The sequence below is a fragment of the uncultured Aquimarina sp. genome (assembly GCF_947492405.1).
GTDB lineage: Bacteria > Bacteroidota > Bacteroidia > Flavobacteriales > Flavobacteriaceae > Aquimarina.
This window is the reverse complement of the sequence record NZ_CANLMP010000001.1, coordinates 141585-162294: the sequence shown is the minus strand read 5'-3', so window position 1 is coordinate 162294 and position 20710 is coordinate 141585. Positions and strand designations below refer to the sequence as shown.

Here is a 20710-nt window from a genome sequence, read left to right as displayed (position 1 = left end):
AAAGCATTTATTTTTCAAGCTTAAAGAGATTGAAGAAACATTCAACCTCTTCTAATTTTTACGAGTTTAATAAGTATTCAGATGTAAACTATTCTAGTCTTATATCATCAAAATAATATGTACCTCCTGCTGTTATTGCGCTATCAGTCTGATCATTATCTGGTTTTATAACTAAATGATTATATGTTGTTGGTGATGCTGGTAAATTGATAAATGTAAATTCGACTTCCGTCCATTCATCTGCATTCGCAATAGTTACAAATACCGGAGCTGGATTACCAATACTTCCATCGTTAGGTATTACAGCTAATTCAAAACGCATTACTACGTTTGCTTTAGTAGAATAGACTTTAGCTTTAAAAGTCATTGTTGTAGTCAAATCAAAATTATCGAACGTATTTTGAACTCCTGCAAAAAAATCTGAACCAGTAGGTTTATCTACTTTTAAAACAAAATCAGAAGTATTAATACCTGTTTGAAAAGGATTTGCGACGAGTTCTGAAGTAAGACCTGCTCCAAAATTAACATCTGAAAGAAAAGTTTCACAGCCTTCAAAATCTAATGGAAGAGATGTTGCTGCAACTAGTGTTGCGGTACATCCTCCACCTCCTGTACCACCAGAGCTGTATAGTCTAAAATCATCAATAAAATAAGTCTCTGTTGTATTTGTATTTAACTCGAAAAACAATATGATTTTATCATACTTTCCGCTTTCTCCACTTGCAAAATTAAACGTCAATTCTTCCCAACCGCTAGCTACTGTTGTAACAGCTCCTACTTCTACATTAATCCCACTGTTGGTCTTATCTTCGAGTTTTACCAAAACATTTGTGCCTGCATTAGGAGACCAAACTTTTAACTTAAACCCTGAATTCGCATTAAAATCAAATTTAGCATCAAAATCAATTTGATTGTTAGCAAATAATGCAGCTCCAGATCGATCTATTTGACCAACTTTACATGATGTGTTTACATCATTATCAAAATCCGGATTATCAACCCAAGATAAACCTGCATCAAATGAGCTTATACTGGCAGTTGGATCCGTTTGGAATGTTAAATCAAAATCTGATGCAGCTAATGATTGGCTAGTCTCTGGAGTGCAAGGATCTGCAACTATTACTGAAACTTGCTCAATATCATCCAGATAAAATATACCGGCTGCAGTACCAGGACCGTCTACAAAAATGACCATATCGTTATAAGAAGCTGATGAGTTGAGTGCAAACGTTAATTCTTCCCAACCAGAACCTCCATGGTTTTGTGCGTTCTCCACAGGTGCTTCTGTGCCGTCTTCAAATTTTAATAAAATTGGTAACGCTTGATTAGAGAATATTTTCATTTTAACTCCTTTATCAACAGAAAAGTCAATCGCAGTATCTAGGTTAAAGAAAGCATTCTCAAAGTTAGCACCTACATTTGTGATCTGCCCAACCATCGTAGGTTCACTATTGACACCAGATAATTCTGGATTATCTACAACAGTAAACGATACATTACCAACAATTTTAGTAGTGTAGTCAATTCCATCGCAGTCAAAATCTATTGGAATTTCTAATAAGGTATCCGTACAAGGAATATCTGCTGTATTAATTTGAGAAATATCATCTATGTAGAATGTTCCTGCCGTAGTGCCTGGTCCATCAACAAAAATGGTAAGTTTTGAAAATGCATCAGAAGAATCGAATGTAAAGTAAATTTCCTCCCAACCTGTTCCTCCATGACTTGCAGTTGTCTCTATAAAAGTACTTCCTTCTTCGAGTTTTAATAGCACATCAATCGGAGTATCTGACCAAAAAATAACTTTTATAGACTTTTGTTCGGATAAGCTTAACGGTTCTCCTAAATTAAAGACAATACCTTCAAACAATGCTCCACTATTAGTAATAGCACCAACATTAGATGCGCTCGTATTTGCTCCCGATAAGTCTGGATTTTCTACAACCTGAAAAGATGTACCTTCAAAAACTTCAGCCTGATAATTAACATTCTCCACATCAAAATTGATAGGGAATGTTACCGGTACCGGAATGTTTATAAATATTTCATCTTGGAAAGTACCTTCTGCACCAGCTACATTTTTTGCGGTTAATATTACAGTATAGTTACCCGTTGGATATGTTTTAGTTGGATTAACTTCGGTAGAAGTTGTACCGTCTCCAAAATCCCAGATATAGGTATCTGCATTTTCAGAAAGGTTAATAAAAGACACTATACCTGTATCTGTATTTATGGTTTGTGCAAAAGTTGCAGTAACCGTTGGTAAGTTGGTATCATCATCTTCGCAACCAAAAAAGACAACAGTTGCCACTAAAAGCAAAATTATTTTGGTTCTTTTGATAAATAGTTTCATAATTTCTTAATAATTAAATTAGTTTACTCCGTTGGTATATACTCTTACATAATCTACGACCATAGTTTGGGGAAAGACCGTTTCTTCATTTGGTGGTCCAGGTAAGTTACCACCAATAGCCAGATTTAAAATAATATAGAACTGCCTGTCATTAAATACCCATTCACCCTCTCCATCTGTTTCTTCATCTACATCTTCAGGAGTTATCTGGTTATACAGTACGTTATCTATATAATAGTTTATATAGTCTGGTCCCCATTCTATTCCATAAATATGGAAATCCGTATCTACTCTGCTATTCTCTAATGTATACGCTTTTGATATTGAATTTTCGCCTGAGTATACAGGTCCGTGGATAGTGCCAAATATTTCTGTTGGTGCATCACCTGTATTCTCCATAATATCTATCTCACCTATCTGTGGCCAGATACTACCATCACTATCGTCTCCTAATAACCAAAAGGCTGGCCACATTCCTTGACCAAAAGGCAAACGTATGCGGGCCTCGAAACGACCATAGCGTTGCTGGATTTTTCCTTTAGTCTGCAATCTTGCAGAGGTATACTGTGCTCCGTTAAAATTCTCCTCGCGGGCAGTGATCAATAAAAAACCATTCTCTACAGTAACATTTTCAGGCCTGTTCGTATAGAATTGTAGTTCATTATTCCCCCATCCTGGAATACCTTGTTCTGAACCATCGCCGATGTCAAAATTCCAAAAAGAGGTATCAATTTGGCCGTCTATATCAAAATTATCTTCTGCTACTAAATTATTGAAAGTGGCTACTGTTTGAGTATCATCAGTTCCGCAACCAATCATAAAAAGGCAGGCAATAAAAAGAGATCCAATTATCTTATTTAAATTCTTATTCATTTTTTATTTTTTTACTCTCTATAGAAATATATATTATCAATTACGAACGAACTCCCATTTGATATAAAAGCTACTCTTGCTACGTTATTCAAGTTAGGAGACCCTGGAAACCCTCCTCCTGTTGGTTCTGTAAATGAATTTATTGGTATGTCTACGCCAACCCAAATACCTTCTGAAAGTTCTGAACTAGGAACAGTGAATCCGCCCCCTGTATCATCTACACCTCCATCAGAATTATCTGCTCCAAAGTCAATTAGCTGAACGGTGAATAGCGGATTTGTTGGACTACTTAATTGTACGTCTACGTGTAGATGTGTCATAGTAGACACATCATTTGTTCCATCCCAGCCAAGCCCTACAAAACCTAAATTTTCATAGGTAACAATCTGATCTCCATTAAAATTTTGTGTTTGAACCTGTACATTTGGATCATTGAATATGGCAAAATTCAAATTAGTAACACTGGTATATGCTTCACTAAATATGGAGATAACATCTGCAGGATCTCTTGATGGCGGTATATCTGCACTAACAAAAGCACCCCCTACTTCTAAACTCAAAGATCCTTCTGCCAGCACACCATTAAGTTGTCCAGTAATGGTTGTAGTCCCCTCACCAACGATTTCAATTGATCCAAGTTCATTAACAAATGCTACATTCGTATTAGAGGATGAAAAATCGAAATAGCTTGGTGCAGGTACAACTGTAATATTTTCTCCTGTTGATCCATTAAAAGTTGCTCCTAAATCAGTAACTAGTCTTGTTGAACCTACAAAACCTTGCTCCATTAAATCCTCACCAGAAAATATAGATGGTCTTAATTGGGCTATTGTGCCTAAGTTCTCAAATCTTAATTCATCCATCCAAAAGGTAAAGCCTATCTCATTTCCGTTAGGCACTGAATCGATGATATCTAAACCTCCGGCTGAGAAAATAAACATACCACTTTCTTGAACTAATTTTGAAGGATCCGGAATTGGTACAATGTATTTTCGCCAATCTGTAGATAGCTGAATATTTGATCGTTCCACTGCAAATTTATTCTCTCCAAAATCAGTCCCAAAGCCCACAAGTCCAATAGTTGCTGTAATGGAGCCTTTTGCCCAAAAGGATAAAGCTGTATATCCTGTTAAATCCCTTCCTTCTCCTCTATCTAGAAATATACCTCCTACAAAACTTCCGTTTGGGTCATTTGGAGCAGGAACATCAATTCTTATCGAAGAGTTTCCCTCAAAAGCGACTTCATCATCCGTACCAAAAGCCTCTGGGTTTGCTCCAAGGGCAGGGTCAAACGACACAAAAAATCTATCTGTAAGACTTATTGGACTATCTGTAAAAATATCGGCAGTATTTGGAAAGGTAGCGAAAACTGCTTCGTCTGAGAGATCTCTATCACAACCAGATAGGATTATCATAACCAATATTAAAGAGCATATGGTTTTTAAATTGATATGTTTTATATTCTTCATTTTTATGGTATTATTTTCCTATGTTAATGTGTACGTATGTTCTTATCTCCCATTCACTACCGTCATCAAATCCTACTGGACTTAATACTGGTTCAGGGGGAAATGTGTTTGGTGGTACCGCTATTGGTGAGTAACGGGGAGAGAACTCATTTAATGAACGCCAAGTACCTCGAATCCCGATTCTGGTAGTGGGTAGAACGAACCAATCTGGTTTACCGATAGATGTTGATATATCTAACATTAATTGCACTGGATATGTCAAGTTGAAATCTCGATGATAATCATATGGTCCCCAATCATTTATTTTGAAAGTATGTTGAAATTTCCATTTATTATAAATCACACGAATGTCTCCTCCAATCCTATCAATTTCTCTAGAATCGCTCCCATTCGATTGACCATTTCCTGCAAATAAATTGGCTATTAGGGCTAAATCAGGGGTCATTTTAGATACAATACGTGAATTAACTTCCCATAAATCCGTAGCAGGTACGGAGTTGGGAAACGCAAAAATGGTTCGATCTGCTAAAAAACCAATATGCGCATCCATTGTTGTTGGAAGGTTCCAGTATACAAATCCTAAATTAAATGCAAGTTTAGCATCTTCTGATCTATCGTTATCCCATTGATAAAACCAAGAACCTGGTGTAGGGTCATAGGTTAATAATAATTCTCCAGCTGTTGTTTTTCTATTTGCTCTTACTACAAAAGGATCTGCCAGTATGTTTCTTAACCTTGCAGTTCCACCCGCATCATTTGGTATGGCATCTACTAATGGCTCTTGCCATAGAAAGTTGGGAGCTATTTGCCAATTTCCGACGGTATATGTAAAACCTGTTAAAAAACTATTTTGGTTTCCACTTCCATTGTCTCTTAACTTCCATCCTGCAAATGATTGCGTTTGATCAGCTCCTCCATTCGCTACCAATCCAGTGGTAGCACCTTGGGCATACCAATTAAACTTTCCTTTAGAAAAAGTAACCTTTGCCTTTGCTCCCCAATTATCGTCAGAATTTACTTTATCCTCATATACAACATAATTTCCTGACTCTCCTCTTATATCTTGATATGCTATATCATTTAATGGACTACCTGCCCATATTCCTCCTAGTGTAACCCCGAATGCGCCAAAGTCTCTATCTACCACTAGAGTAGCTCTCTCTGTAGGCCAAGGTGGAATTACACCACTTCTTACTTGATTTGCATCTAAAACACGACTTCCACTTTCATCTAAATCTATACTAGTATCAAAATCCCTATGATAAATACCTGTGATATCGAACTTTTTTATTTTGGTACTATACTTTAGTAATGCAGTAGGGTTAGCACCCCACCATACTTGCGGCCCAAAAGCAGCTTTTAAACCATTTAAACTACCCTTACCGTTAAGCTCCATCCCTAAAATTTCACCATTATAGATATCTAAGTTTGGACCATAATTAGCCTCTGGATATAAACCAAAAAAATCACCTTCATATCCCCAATGGTAATGCCCTGTTCTATAAAATCCTTTTATATCAACAATTTTGGTGTTCCATTCATATTCTGCGTTATAGACACGTAGTCTATTAAAATCTGCTATTTCGACATCTAAATTATTTCCTCCTTCTACCCCTTGGACTACCACTGGTCTACCAACACTTTCATAAAATAATTCATTAATAGGATTCTCGGCTACATTGCCCAGAATATTAAAATTAACATTGGCTCGCATACTTGGTGTAGGCCTTCCTTCTACACCAATGTAATATGACTGCATATGATCAAAACCTAATTGATTAGGAAATACATTTGCATTTGGATCTTCATTTTTTGGAGTTGTAATCAATTTACCTCCTGTATTAAACGTAGTAAACTCCGCTCTTAACTGACTTATTCGTATTTTTCCTGTACTCTCGGATTGCAATGCAGCCTTATCTCCTCTTGCTCTTAACATCCCATCCATTATTTGAATGTTGTTAAAATAATTATCTATAAAGTCAAGGGTCATTCCATTTTCATATGGATTCAATCTATGCGCTTCTTTTAAAGCGTAATACGCAGCACGTGGATATAATTCATAAAGCCCTCTTTCATTAGTTGGTCCTTTAGCACAAATACCAAACCATTCTTCGTTCATATTATTATCGCTTTCTTTAGCCTGATCTCGGTTATAACCTCCATTAGCCCAGGAGGCAGCATTATCATGAATATCTAAATTTTCAGTTTGTTTATATTTCCACCATCCGTCACTAAATTGAAAAGTAAAACCACCAATAGAATTATTGGCTTTTCCCAATCCTGCAGCATTTTTATAAATTTCTTTCCAATTACCTAAATTATAGTAAGCCTGAGAGTATTGATCTTCCTTATTGTCTCTTGCATTAAAAGCGTCTGCTCCAAATTCGGAAAATAAAACAGGTAGATTTAATTCATCCTTAACTTTTTGAAACGCATCTCCAAAAGAAATTCCGCGATACATATTAGTTCCATAGATATCGATATCTGTACATTCCTCTTTTACAATATCTAAAAAGCCCAAATCACCGTTACAAATAGCTACTGGAATATTAGGATCTATCTTTTTAACTTCTTTAGTCGCCTCGTTAAACGCTCGATACAAAAATCGAGCAGCTAATCTACCTGTATCTCCTTTATCTGCAATAGGTATATCCTCTGTTTCGGCACCAGACCAAAACAAATGATAGTTATTCTCATTACCTAACATATAAATTAACAATCCAGGTGTCCCTTTATAAGTATTTGCCATATCTCTGGCTTCTTTCATTAAGACTTCTTTTGTATTGGGATCAGCATAATCTGTTTGCGGAACCCAAGCACCATTTATGGTTAGTCCATATGCGCCAAAAGTAACATTGAGCATGGTGTAAATACCATAATTCTCGTAGATGTATTTAATCCACTTGGGTTTAAGATTGTATGTACGAATAGCGTTAACCCCCATATTCTTCAATAAGGACATTTCGCCATCTATTGCTGCTTTGATGATATCATCGGACTTTGCCCAAATTCCGGGATCAGTTATGGTAGATCCAATTGGAACATAATCCCAATTAACCCCATTGATCACAAAATCTTTTCCATTGACAACTAATTTTATCCCTTCATCATTATTTACTATTGATACCTGATTAGTCTGCGCGCTACCTGCAATCGTAAACAAGAAAAAAATTATTAATTGTAGAAAGTTATTTCTCATTATACCTGTTGTTTTTAAAAATGACTGTAAAAAATGTGTAGAAACTTTTATCCTTGTATTTGCCCCAAATACTACTTAGCATTATTTAATAAATGTTACATTAATAAGTAATTGATTGTATTGTGTTTCCCGTTTATTGACTTAGTAAACTTATTTTAAAAAACTGCGATATCTTCAAAAAACACCTCAACAAAAAACATACATGGCAACAGAAAGGTTATTTTTTTGCACTTTTACTACTTTAAAGCCTTTTACTCAAAGGTTTTAATAAAAGATTAAACAAGCGTTAAAAAAGATTATTACACAGTTTTGTATAGGTAATGTTGAGGTGTCAAAACTTTTTGTATAGGTAGTTATAGTTCCAGAATATAGCTCACCAGGTTTTCTTCGTGTTGTAGGTTTAATTTTTTACGAAGTCGATAGCGTTTAATCTCGACACTTCGAGCTGATATATTAAATAATGGTGCTATTTCTTTAGAAGATAAATTAAGACGTAAATAAGCACATAGTTTCAAATCATTTGGAGATAAATCTGGGTGTATTTTTTTAAGCTTTTTCAAAAATTTCCTATCCACATTATTGAATGCTTCTTTAAACATTTCCCAGTTGTCATTATGATCAAGACTCTTATCGATAATACTCATTACAGGTGTAACAGAACTTTTATCCGAAATTTTAGAAAGTTGTTTTTTAATTTGGGTAAGTAATTCATTCTTTTTTGCAACATCTATTGTAGACGCAGCTAATTCTTTACTCTTGTCTTTAAATTCTTGCTTTAATTGTTCGTTCTTAATCTTAATAATTTCTTTTTCATTTTGCACTCTGGTCAGCTCTAGTTCTCTTTTATTTTTTTCAATTAATTCCTCTTGTTTCTTTCTATAATATCGCTTATACATTATATGCATGAAAATTGAAAACAAAATAGTCGCTAATAGATAGATTGCCAACATTAAATTAGTAAAATACCACGGTTTTTCAATCTTAAATGAATAACTAGCCGTATTATTAGATACTTTGTCCCCTATTCTAGATCTAACATTAAAAGTATAATTTCCAAAGGGGAGATTTTCAAAAAATGCGTTAGGATTTTCGGACCAATCGCTCCAATCATCGTAAATCCCTAATAATTGAAATTGATATTTTGGTTTGATAAACTTATTAAACTCTGGAGCATAAAACGAGATTTTCAAATTATTTTCTGTACTCTTAAAATCCCCTTCTATATTCTTATTTATAAATTTTATTTGCTCTTTATTTTTTTTAATACTACCGTTAGTAATATTATCTATATGAACTGTAAAATTCTTAGACTCGAGGTTACTAATATCTACGGTAATATATCCTGAGCTTGTACCGAATAAATACGTGTTTTTATTATCAAAGCGCATGATACTTTCATATCCAGCTACACTTTTACGATCTTCTTTTGTTAACGGTATCTTGTTAATCTTTGATGTATTTGTAAGCATCTCTTGAGACACAAAACTTATATTAGAATTTGTAAAAACCCACAAATTATTATCCTTTTTATCTAAAATTATTTTTCCTGAAACGTATTCTCCACCAGAATAAATTGTACTCAAAAGGCTGTCTTTGATAAATTTTTCTCTGGACTTATCATATTTTAGAATTCCTTCCTTATAAGCAAATAGTAAATTATCATCATACTCTGTAAGCCCTGAATTAGACCCTCTTATTGATGTATCTATAACAACATTTTTTGTCTCAATGAAATTAGTATCTACTCTTATTCTAAAAACACCATTATACTCGTGATTTACAAAAATTTCATCTTTAAAAACCTCAAAATATCGAGACGAATTATTAAAACCTTTAATCTTATTTCTTAATTGCCAATTGTTATTTGCTTTTTCTAAAATATAAAGGCCATCATAATTCCCTTGCAATAAAACATTTGCATTATCTTTTAACTCATTTATATTCCAAGTTCCAGGAATATCAGAAATTTTTTTTGCTTGATCTTTCTCAATAACAAATGTCCCTTCGTTGTGTCCACAAAACAGTGTCTGATCGATTTCACGCAGACACCAAACTTGCCCCTGAGTACCTTTTATAAATTTAAAGTCATCATTACTTTTTATTTTCTTATAGAAAAGTCCTTGATTTGTTCCTAGATATAAATTGTTATCATAAATAGCAGAGGTATAGACACTGCCTAAAACTCCTAAATTATCACTATATATCTTAAAAGGTGAATTTAGATTAATATAACTAATTCCGTTATCTAGACCTAGCCATATATTATTATCAATATCTTCGAAAAGTGATAAAATAGTGTTGTTTAACAATCCTTTATTTTGATCAACTTGATACAATAAGTCACCCTTGCTATTTAGATAAATTAACCCATGTGAAATTGTCCCTAAAACAAAACTATTATCTTTCCTACGGATCGCATTATAGATACTTATTTCGGATAGTAAACTTTCTGCTCTTATATTCCATTTGGTTATACTGTCATTATTAAACCTATAAAAACCATTATCTCTTGTTAAGACTAAAAAGTTTTCATCGGCATCAAAAATATTAACTACTTCTCTATTTTTAAAGACTTCATCTTGGGCAACTAGAATACCTTTACCATATTCAATTTTGAATAGTCCTTTACCGATGATCTGAAAATAGATACTTCGATCAACTTCAAATATTTTAGTTATTTTTTTATCAGAATCTATGGTATTAACAGATCCATTTTTAATGTTATAAATATATATTCTATTCAAAGATTGAAAAACTATACCATCATCGATATCAATTATATTCCAAAACTCCTCATCATCAACTAGTTCTATATCCATTTTATCGGATAACGAAGTATAATGCAAGATTCCTAAAATGTCTTTCTGCCAATAACCAAATTGCATATAACATCCAGTATAAATCCTATCTCCGATAACCTTTACAGATCTTATAATAGATTCATTTGGTGAAGAATACAACTTCCAAGCTGAACCATTAAACTCTAATAGTCCTTTATTATTTGCTATATAAATTAATTTTTCTGAAGACTGAGAAATAGCCCAATTCTGATTTTCTGCATGATAATCTTTAGGTAAATAATTTTGAATAGGCGGTAGCTCCTGCGCTTTAAGACAAGTACAGAAAAGAACTATTAACAAAAATGATATTATTCTATTAAATCCCAAATAAGAAAAGAAACATATTGTTAATACAATAATACGAATTATTAATTCAATGCAAGATTCACATATATTCTGACCTGATCATAGAATATAATTGTATATCTAAATAAAAACAGTGAATCTTAACAATCCATAATAATTGAAGGCCTTACCACATAAACTTGTTATTCTTTTTTCATGTTGAAATATAAATATCTTTCACGCACAATAAGCTTGGTTCGTTGGTTGATGTTTTCCAAAATAGTATTATTAACCCTATGACGCATCTCACAGGTAATTTTAAGTTCGATAGAAAATATTAGAACAAAGAAAACCTGTAGAACAAAATTCCACAGGTTTTTATATATTTTGATTTTCTTTTATTCGACCTGATTAATTTATAGTCGAAAATTGAATTGTTTCTGTATTCTCAGATGAATCACCTTTTAGTATCAATATATAGTTGGTCATTGACTGAATATTAGTCTGTACAGACATATCAATAGTTATCGTATTACATCCTTCATCTAAGCTTTCTGTAACGGCTGGTCCTACCACTGTTCCATCCATTCTATAAATTTCACATGTAACGGGCTGAGCTCTATTCACAGCAATATCTACATTCATTTGCCCTGAACGACTTACAGGAATTGGAAATGCTGTAGCAGCAAAACTCTCGCTAAGACAAGGATCTAATGCTACATTTATAGTAACATTATCTTCTGCCACACATCCGTTCTTAGTTACAGTAACTGTATAGGTTGTGGTTACATCTGGCGATACAATTATTGAAGCTGTAGTAGCTCCAGTAGACCAGAGATAAGATTCTACATCTCCAGATGCAGTAGCGGTTAAAGAAACTTCTGATGCTTCTTCTTGATCTATTGATATATCATCTCCTGCATCAACTGATATATCGGTAACTGAAATAACTACTTCGTCTGAAGCCTCACATCCACTCTGATTCACAACTACCGAATATGTCGTTTCCTGAGTTGGTGTTACTGTTATATATTGTGTAGTTTCTCCTGTAGACCACAAATAAGAATCTGCAATTCCGGCATTTAGTTCTACTTCTTCTTCTCCGCAAATATTTATATCAACTCCTAAGCTAACGCTAGCTTCATTTACGATCACATTTACCTCATCTGTTGTTATACAATCTACACAGTTAGAAACCGTTACAGAATACGTAGTATTTTCTGTTGGAGATACGGTAATACTTGATGTTGTTTCTCCTGTTGACCACAGATATTCGACTCCGTTCGTTTCAGTAGTAATACAATCTCCGAAATTGATATTAAAATCTCCAATTCCGCCATTATCACTTATGATCTCAAACCATCCTGAAGCTCCACTTTTAGCGATTTCGGTTTCATAGGTATTTGCTCCGTTTCCTAACTGAAAAGCAGGTCCCATTCTTTTAACAACAAATACTTCATCACCTTCTACTTGCGATATTGTTCCTGTTAATTCGGTATAATATACCCAATCAGATGCATCTTCATTATTACAAAAGTGATCTTTTGGGCTTTCCACAGGAGCTATGCTAGTTTTACCAGAATAGATTACATCAACTTCATAATTAGTTTTTGAATAATAATAATCATACATAGTCCCTTTTAAAGTAGCCGTTCCATCTTCAAATTCACTCCATACTAAATCTACGTTTGATAACCATCTTCGTTTACCTCCTGAATTTATCCAGGCTACAAAATTATGATCGCCTCTACAATAATCTGTGTTTTGAATAACATACTCGACACAACTTTCGCATTCTCCTTCTCCAGTTACAGCAGCACTTAGTGTAATTTCTTCACCTATACAAATAAATTCATCTGCTCCTGCGTCTACAGTAATTACTTCAACCTCTTCGATTGTAAAAATTCCAAGGTCAACAGGACAGTCTTCATTACCCCATCGTACCCATAAATTGTAATCTCCAACTTCTAGGTCATTAAAACTAAATGAACCTGAATCATCCGGAACTTCTGTATACGTAACTCCACCATCAATAGAAAATTCAATATGTGTACGTTCTTCTACATCTTCAAAAGTTAATTCAATATCTCCTGTAGGATCTGTACAATCTGCATTGGTAAGAATTACTTCGGCAACCGGAGCTAATCTAACATGTAGGTCTACACTATTAGAATACACAAAGTCTCCGCATTCTTCACTCTTTGCACCCCTTCTATACCATAAAGAACCTGATTCTATACGAGGAGCGGTATAATTTATTCCGTTAGCTCCATCGATGTCTTCCCAAGATTGTCCTTGTTCTCTTTTAACCTGCCATTGGTATACTATTGTCAAACCAGTTTCATCTTCAAGATCATTTCCTGTAAACTCTTCCGGATCAAAGGCTTCACAGTTTACTTGTGTTTCCTCTATTTGACCACCATCTTCAAGTTCTTTAGTATATGTAACTTTTACACTATCCGTTGCTTCACAATCATTACAATTTTTTACTGTTACAGAGTAAGAACCTGCTTCATTAACAGTGATACTTTCGGTTGTTTCTCCAGTAGACCATAAATAAGTAAGGTTATCCTCATCTGTTGTAATACAATCTCCAAAATTAATATTGAAATCTCCTCTGCAATATTCTTGATCCGTAGTATCAAACCATCCACAAGCACCAAATTTACCCGCATCAGTTTCAGTTTGGTTAGCTCCATTCCCCATTTGGAATGCTGGTCCTCTTCTTGATAAGTTAACCGACCAAGAACCATCAGTACTTTTTACTGTACCAGTTAATCCTGTATAATAAGTCCATCCGGTACTGTCTTCATCATTACAAACGTGATCTTTTGGACTATCTGCAGGAGTGCTTACAGTTTTTCCTGTAAATAGTGCATCTACTTCATACGTTTTTTGTTCTAAAGTATGATCGTATACGGTTCCCGAAAGTTTTGCCGTACCATCTACAAATTCTTCCCATTGAAGATTTACGTTAGAAAACCATCTTGGATTATGACCATCAGTCAGCCACATCACATAGTTTTCATTTCGTTTACAATTATCTGTATTTAATATACTATACCCTACACATTCATTACAATCTTGATTTCCTTCTACTGAAGCTGTTAAGGTTACTTCTTCTCCTTCACAAACTTCTACATCTTCACCTGCATCTACAGTAATTGATTGGTCTTCTATATTAACCACCCCAAGATCTATAGGGCATTCATCATTACCCCAACGTACCCAAACATCATAACTTCCCGACGCTAAATTTTTAAAGGTAAAAATAGACGAATCATCTGGAACGGTTTTATAAGAGTTTCCTCCATCTAATGAAAATTCTATATGTGTTCTTCCGTTGGTATCTCCAAATGTAAAAGTGATCGCTCCATCTTGTTTCCCACAATTAGTATTCTTCACACTTACATCTGCTTTTGGCGCAACTTTGACATGAATATCAACAATATTAGAATAATAATAGTCGTGACAACCTTCTATTTTAACAGCTCTTCTGTACCAAACAGATCCTGATTCTCTATAAGCAGGTTGATAATTTACAGCGTTTGCACCTGTGATGTTTTGCCATTGTCCTCCTCTATTTTCTTTAATCTGCCATTGGTATTTCACATTTCTATGATCTCCACTCGTTACAGCGGTCCCCACAAATTCTTCAGGTGTAAATCCACCACAATTTCTTTGTGTACTCTCAATTCTCCCAGCATTAAGTTCACAATTGTTATTACGTAAAACTTTTACTTTATATTTTTCCCAAGAACCAATTCTAGATCTATTACAGTTCATAGGTTTTTTTCCATTCTCTGAGGAAACATACTTTCCATTACTCCCTTTCAAGGCAATTTTACCATTTCCTAATTGAATTACCTTAAATTTTTGCCAAGCTCCTAAATGTCTTACATTACAATGCATAGCCTTTTTCCCATTTTCAGAAGAAAGGTATTTTCCATTATTTCCTTTTAGAGCAATCTTACCATTTCCGGCATCTACTACTATAAATTTCTCCCAGGAACCTATTCTTGTTCTATTAGCTATTATTGGTTTTTTTCCATTCTCTGAAGATACATATCTACCATTATTAGCTATTAATACTATCGTAGATCCAGCCGTAATATTTGTATAGCTATCCTCTACACTATCGAAAGAGTTGATTTTGTTTCCTGCTTGTGTTGTAAATGACACAAAACATAATAAGGAAAGTAATATGCTAATCATATCACGCCTTTTTGGTTTGTAATACTCAAAAGTAATTTTCATCATGCGGTTGGTTTTGTTGTTAATGATTTATGTTAGTATGCAAATAAAAAATGCTCAAAACTTTAAAAGAAAAGAGCAAAAAATAAATAATGAAAATCAGAAATAAATAGAAAAATGACAGTTAAACACTAACTATCAACACGTTAAAAACGATATAACTAAAAAATTTACCCCTATTTCCCCGTACAAATATTATGATTTATTGAACGCTAAAGAAGAAAAAAAAACGAAAAACGTTAAAAAACAGGATTTCACTACAAAATGTTAAAATCTATAATTAAATGTTAAAATGTAGTATAAAACTTACCTTTTTTCACCACAATACATTTCATCGAAAAATCTACATCAAACATCTATATCGAAGGATGTTATGAGGTCTTAGAAATACTTGTGTAGGAAAATTAATTTGTTCTAATTGTGAAAACATCAAATAAAAAGAAAAGTGATCTAAAATTCATAAACCACTTTTCTTTTAACTTTTATAAATAAGAAAACTACTTTTTTAATAGTTTAAAACTTTTTGTTGAAGAGTTACCATATAGCTTTAAGAAGTACAATCCAGTTTCTTTATGACTCATATCTAATTCTACTTTTTGCTCTTTTTTGTTTATTGGAAGATCTACAATTACTTTTCCAGAAATATCTATTATTCTGTATCTAAAATATTCGTATTCTGCTGGTAAAACCATTTGTGCTAGATCTGATATCGGGTTTGGAAACACCAATACTTCAGAAATAGTATTGTCGAATACCTGTGATCTATTACTATTACAAGAACCTACTATAAAATCATTCTTTGCATTCGATGTATTATCTTCTCCTCCAGTTGGTAAGCTGTAAGTGTAATAAAAATATATCTTCTGACCTTCAGCAGCCTGAATTTGGAAAGGAACTTCTGGTTGTGCGAAATACCCTGGATAACCTCCATTAGGATCCATACCATAATACAGTATTAAAACGGTATCTCCTATTCCAGATTGTGATGGTAAAAATGTTAAGGTTGGATTGTATGAATCTCCAGATACTTCGGTTGTAAAATCCCCATTTGAAGCGGGTAAAACACAAGAACTTGTAGTTTCATTAACGGTTACATTTGCTGTGGCGGTCACAGAACCTTCAGTAAGGTTTATAGAAAAAGTACCAATCGTAGTTGCGCTGTAAAGTCCATTTGAATCTATGATTCCACCAGTAGATGACCAGGTAGGTGTCGACGGATACAAGTTGCCATATTGGTCTAAGGCAACATATGTAAATGCAATTGTATCATTAACAAATACAGATGATGTCTCTGGAGAGATTTGTAAACTCGTTAACACTGGCGGTTCATTAATCGTAATCGTTGTTGATCCAGAAATACCATCAAACGAGGCTATTACTTCAAAACTCCCGGTTTGAGACGCAGTATATAGACCATTAGTGTTTATCATACCACCATTAGCAGACCAAGTTGGCGATATCGGAAAAGAATTCCCAAATTGATCCAATCCATTTGCTATAAATTGTAAGGTACTTCCACTAGTAATAGATGAATTTTCTGGAGACACTTTAATAGAACTAAGCACTGGTAAAGGAGGAGGTCCGCAATCACCTACGATAAAATTATGCATCTCATCAGCAGTATTCCTTTCTCCTCCTTCTGGTACACTGTATGTATAATAAAAGTATACTGCTTGACCCTGATTAGCATTTATCTGAAAAGGTACTCCAGGAGTTACCATATATCCAGGGTATCCTCCACCAGGATTGGTGCCATAATATAAGATAACCACAGAGTCACCTATACCTGGTAATTGAGGTTCAAAAGTAATTGTGGGATTATTTGTATCTCCCGAAGTACTATAGGTATAGTCTCCATTTACAGGACCACCAATACATATTCCTCCTATAACATCAGTAACCGTAACGGTTACTGAAGCTGAAATACTACCTTCAGATGCATTGATGGTATAACTTCCAGGAAGCGAAGCAGCATAAACACCTTGTCCGTTAATTACTCCTCCTGTGGCTGACCAACTTACATTCGTAGACATTTGGTTTCCATTTTGATCAAAACCTTGAGCGGTAAATTGTTGTGTTTCATTTACAGAAAGATTCACATTAGAAGGAGATATTACGATACTAGACAATACCGAACTACTATCTGAAACTATCATCAATGCTGTTCCTGTTATGGAACCACTGGTAGCCCGAATTGTAAAATTTCCTTCTGTAGTTGCAGTATACAAACCATTTATATCTATAATTCCTCCGGTTGCTGACCAGGTTGGGGTAATTGTAAAAGGGTTTCCATATTGATCAAAACCCTGAGCTATATATTCTTGAGTATCTCCAACATTTAATGTGCTGTTTAGCGGAGTAACCACGATGCTTGTTAGTACTTCATCTGTGGATGGTCCTATATATTCAAAAGTCATCTTTCCTAAATTGAATCCACCATTACCAATACCTACTCGAATTACCTGTTCACCAGCTATCAAATTAACATCTTCGGTCACAACGTTTTGCCACACATCCCAATTGGATCCTGTAAATGGTACTAAAATATCATTGCTGATTTTAGCTCCATCACGTTCAAACCAGAAAGGGCCTCCTCCATTCGTATCTCCTGAAGCATATCGCATTGTAACTCGATAACGTCCTGCATTTTCGGCATTGACAGTATATTCCATCCATTCTCCAGAACCGATCCAACCTACTGTAAACCCTTCATTATTGGTACTGTTAGCATCCACTCCTTCAGTAGGTCGAAAATTACCTTGGTTAAAAGCATCATTATCAGAATAAGTAATATCTTGTCCATTTCCACCTTCGAAAACATCAAAAAGACCCGCTTCAATAGTTCCCGGAAGATTAACAGCTGTTCCACCATAAGGAATTTGAGCTCCTACCTGTATTGATAACACATTAGAAATAGCTAAATTATTGCCAACATAAGCCTTGGCAAATACTTTTGGGAAACCAACAGAAAGAGTACCTGTATTTATCTCGTAAGGAGCTGATGTATTGGTACCTATTAATGCTTCTCCAATATAAAATTCTACTTTGGTAATACCATTTCCGGTTACCTCAGCAGTTAAGTTTGCATTACCTCCTACTGGAACTATTGAGACGTCAGAAGATAATGTTACAGCAATATCAACATCTCTGCTAGTCGCCATACTATTGGCTGGTACTGTTAAATTATATCCATCAGAAAAACTTACGGTAATTTGGGAATTACTATAGTTATGCGCGACATATGTAAATGTTCCGTTGTCATTAAACACCGAAGCTATTGGGTAATCTGCAGTTATTTCTTCGGCTACCTGTCCCAGAGAAGCCATGGTATGTAACCAGTGATATGTTTGCGCATCAGAAATACCTACTTTAATTCCACGATCGGGATAAGACCTATATAGTGATAAAGCCAATTGTGGATCTGTAAAAGAAAGAAATTTCCAATAGGTGTCGTACCATAGATTCATATTAGGGACGTTGCTTAATACTTCTGTATTTTGTGTCATTTCCTGCCATACTCTATCTACATAATCCGTTCGATGACCAAGATAAAGTGAACCTCCATGAATTGGATACAGCTGTATCCCGTATGAAGCTGCGACATCTTCTGTCCACCAGGTGCCATTGTCATATCCGCTAGCCCAAACTCTTGCTACCATTTCGTAGGCATATTCTGGTTGAAAACTACGCTGTTCTACATCGAACCAATACTCCTGAATCGTTGATAATTCTGTAGTGTATAGGTAAATCCCCAGATCTCTCAACTCTTTATTATTAGTTATTGTTCCCCAATGAATCAATGCAGAATTAAATTGCATAGACTCTGAAGTAGATTCCTGATCATTGCCAAGTGGTTCTGAAGAAAAACCATTGGCCCAACTATGTCCAGCATAAGGACTGAAATTTCTAAGAAACGGAAACATACTGTCCGTTCTTGATGGATTAGCAGCGTCCCTTACTAGTAGATTTATCATGTCTCCCCATTGTTCATTCCAGCCTGGATTAAATTGCTCTATAGCCGCCGCTGCATGAATGAAATACCCCCAATGAAAATGATGATCGTTAAGGTTTACATCTTGTCGATGTCCCGCAGGATAACCTAGTAAAGCACTCCAATCTGAATTGTAATAGAAAAGAAAAGCGACTTCATCACTTTCTGCAGATAACCAATCTTCTAGCCTATTTTTTACTGTTGTAACCAAAAGATCTCTTGCTTCAATATTACCAATTTGATCAGCTATTCTCGCTGCTTGTATCAAACGATTCATATCCTGACCTTGATTATATGAATCTGTCCATAGTGGTAATCCATCATTCTTTATTTGATCAATTTTCTGGGCTAAAGAACCAGGATCAAAACCATCTGTATACTTGCCGAGATCAGGTAAGGTTGGTAAGATACCACTAAAGGTATTTTCTACTATAAAACTATTAGAGACTAAAGTTTTGATCGTACCTCTCACTGACGGATATATGTTTCCGGTTGGTTGGGAAGAATCAGATGCAAGACGATCCCATTGATGAGGCAATAATCCTTGTAATACTTTTGTATTACTTCCCTCTTTTACATCTGGAGTTACCGTAAATGTTGTTCTTACTTTACCTGTACTCTCATTGTAATCCCAATCAACAGTTGTTTTATCAGGGAATACAAAAGCGTATTGCTCATACTCCGCAATAGCCGTATTTATATCAACTCCAAAGGGTAATAGTACCATTGACCAATAATTTTTTCCATTTAATGTAGAAGTATATACTCCATTATTTCCAACCCAACTGGATCCAGCAGGTGCAAAAACCACATAATTTGAATTACTCATATTGTTCTGAATAATCAGCTTATTTCCATCGGGAGTCACTCCATTTCCATTAAAATTGACAGCTACTTTTGCAGGTCCCGCAGTACTGCTTTTTTCAAAATATACAAAAGGAGAACCTATAGTAACTGTGCTATAAAACTGGTTCCCCCAATTCATCGTTACACTCCAATCTGAATGATCTGAAGCACTAGAACTAGTTACTCCTAAATCCTCGGTACCGACCACAATGGATTCAACACCGCTCATAGGTTCTCGATAATCGTTTGGTCCAGAAGTTAACGGAATCGTATAATTGATATTAAGACCTGTAGACAAAGATCTAAACGATAATGGGTAGTTAAAGGCTTTTGCTCCATGATCTGTTTTTATCATATCGGACCACCAGTCATTTGTAGGAACAGGTTTTGATGCCGCTACCCCAGAAATCCAAGGAGCTCCAGAAGGGAAGCTATTTCTTCCGGCTGCATCTACTCCAGGAAACACTGTGGTATAACTACCGCTTCCTACGGGTACAATCTGAGCCTCCATATCTGGTGCTAAAAAAATGATATAGAGCCCCATTATAATTAATATAAATACATTCTTTTTCATGCTATAAATAGTATTTGAGTTTGTGT

Annotated in this window: 7 protein-coding genes; all 7 read right to left on the bottom strand. The window is 34.8% G+C overall.

Features of this window, described 5'->3' with window-relative positions:
- Positions 1-88: 88 nt before the first annotated feature.
- Positions 89-2353, bottom strand: coding sequence for a PKD domain-containing protein (locus Q0829_RS00670; RefSeq protein WP_298538770.1), 2265 nt, complete (start codon positions 2351-2353; stop codon positions 89-91).
- An 18-nt stretch (positions 2354-2371) separates the two neighbouring features.
- The gene (locus tag Q0829_RS00665) at positions 2372-3226 is read right to left on the bottom strand and encodes a glycoside hydrolase family 16 protein (protein WP_298538769.1); all 855 of its coding nucleotides are present in this window, start codon (positions 3224-3226) and stop codon (positions 2372-2374) included.
- Positions 3227-3237: 11 nt separating this feature from the next.
- The gene (locus tag Q0829_RS00660; protein WP_298538768.1) at positions 3238-4695 is read right to left on the bottom strand and encodes a glycosyl hydrolase family 16; all 1458 of its coding nucleotides are present in this window, start codon (positions 4693-4695) and stop codon (positions 3238-3240) included.
- Positions 4696-4705: 10 nt separating this feature from the next.
- Complete coding sequence (locus tag Q0829_RS00655) at positions 4706-7894, bottom strand: glycoside hydrolase family 2 TIM barrel-domain containing protein (protein WP_298538766.1); 3189 nt, start codon at positions 7892-7894, stop codon at positions 4706-4708.
- Between the two features lie 353 nt (positions 7895-8247).
- A complete protein-coding gene (locus Q0829_RS00650; protein ID WP_298538765.1) occupies positions 8248-11034 on the bottom strand; it encodes a triple tyrosine motif-containing protein in 2787 nt (928 codons plus the stop codon).
- A gap of 396 nt (positions 11035-11430) precedes the next feature.
- Positions 11431-15276 (bottom strand): hypothetical protein, encoded by a 3846-nt coding sequence (locus Q0829_RS00645; protein WP_298538762.1) that lies wholly within the window; start codon positions 15274-15276, stop codon positions 11431-11433.
- Positions 15277-15770: 494 nt separating this feature from the next.
- Positions 15771-20684 carry a glycosyl hydrolase gene (locus Q0829_RS00640; RefSeq protein ID WP_298538759.1) on the bottom strand — a complete coding sequence of 1638 codons (4914 nt, stop codon included), beginning with the start codon at positions 20682-20684 and terminating at the stop codon, positions 15771-15773.
- Positions 20685-20710: the final 26 nt, after the last annotated feature.

What these genes read in the sequence shown, in the direction of transcription:
- Q0829_RS00655 (WP_298538766.1), bottom strand. Translation starts at nt 7,894, where the DNA reads ATGAGAAATAACTTTCTACAATTAATAATTTTTTTCTTGTTTACGATT.
- Q0829_RS00670 (WP_298538770.1), bottom strand. Translation starts at nt 2,353, where the DNA reads ATGAAACTATTTATCAAAAGAACCAAAATAATTTTGCTTTTAGTGGCA.
- Q0829_RS00660 (WP_298538768.1), bottom strand. Translation starts at nt 4,695, where the DNA reads ATGAAGAATATAAAACATATCAATTTAAAAACCATATGCTCTTTAATA.
- Q0829_RS00645 (WP_298538762.1), bottom strand. Translation starts at nt 15,276, where the DNA reads ATGAAAATTACTTTTGAGTATTACAAACCAAAAAGGCGTGATATGATT.
- Q0829_RS00640 (WP_298538759.1), bottom strand. Translation starts at nt 20,684, where the DNA reads ATGAAAAAGAATGTATTTATATTAATTATAATGGGGCTCTATATCATT.
- Q0829_RS00665 (WP_298538769.1), bottom strand. Translation starts at nt 3,226, where the DNA reads ATGAATAAGAATTTAAATAAGATAATTGGATCTCTTTTTATTGCCTGC.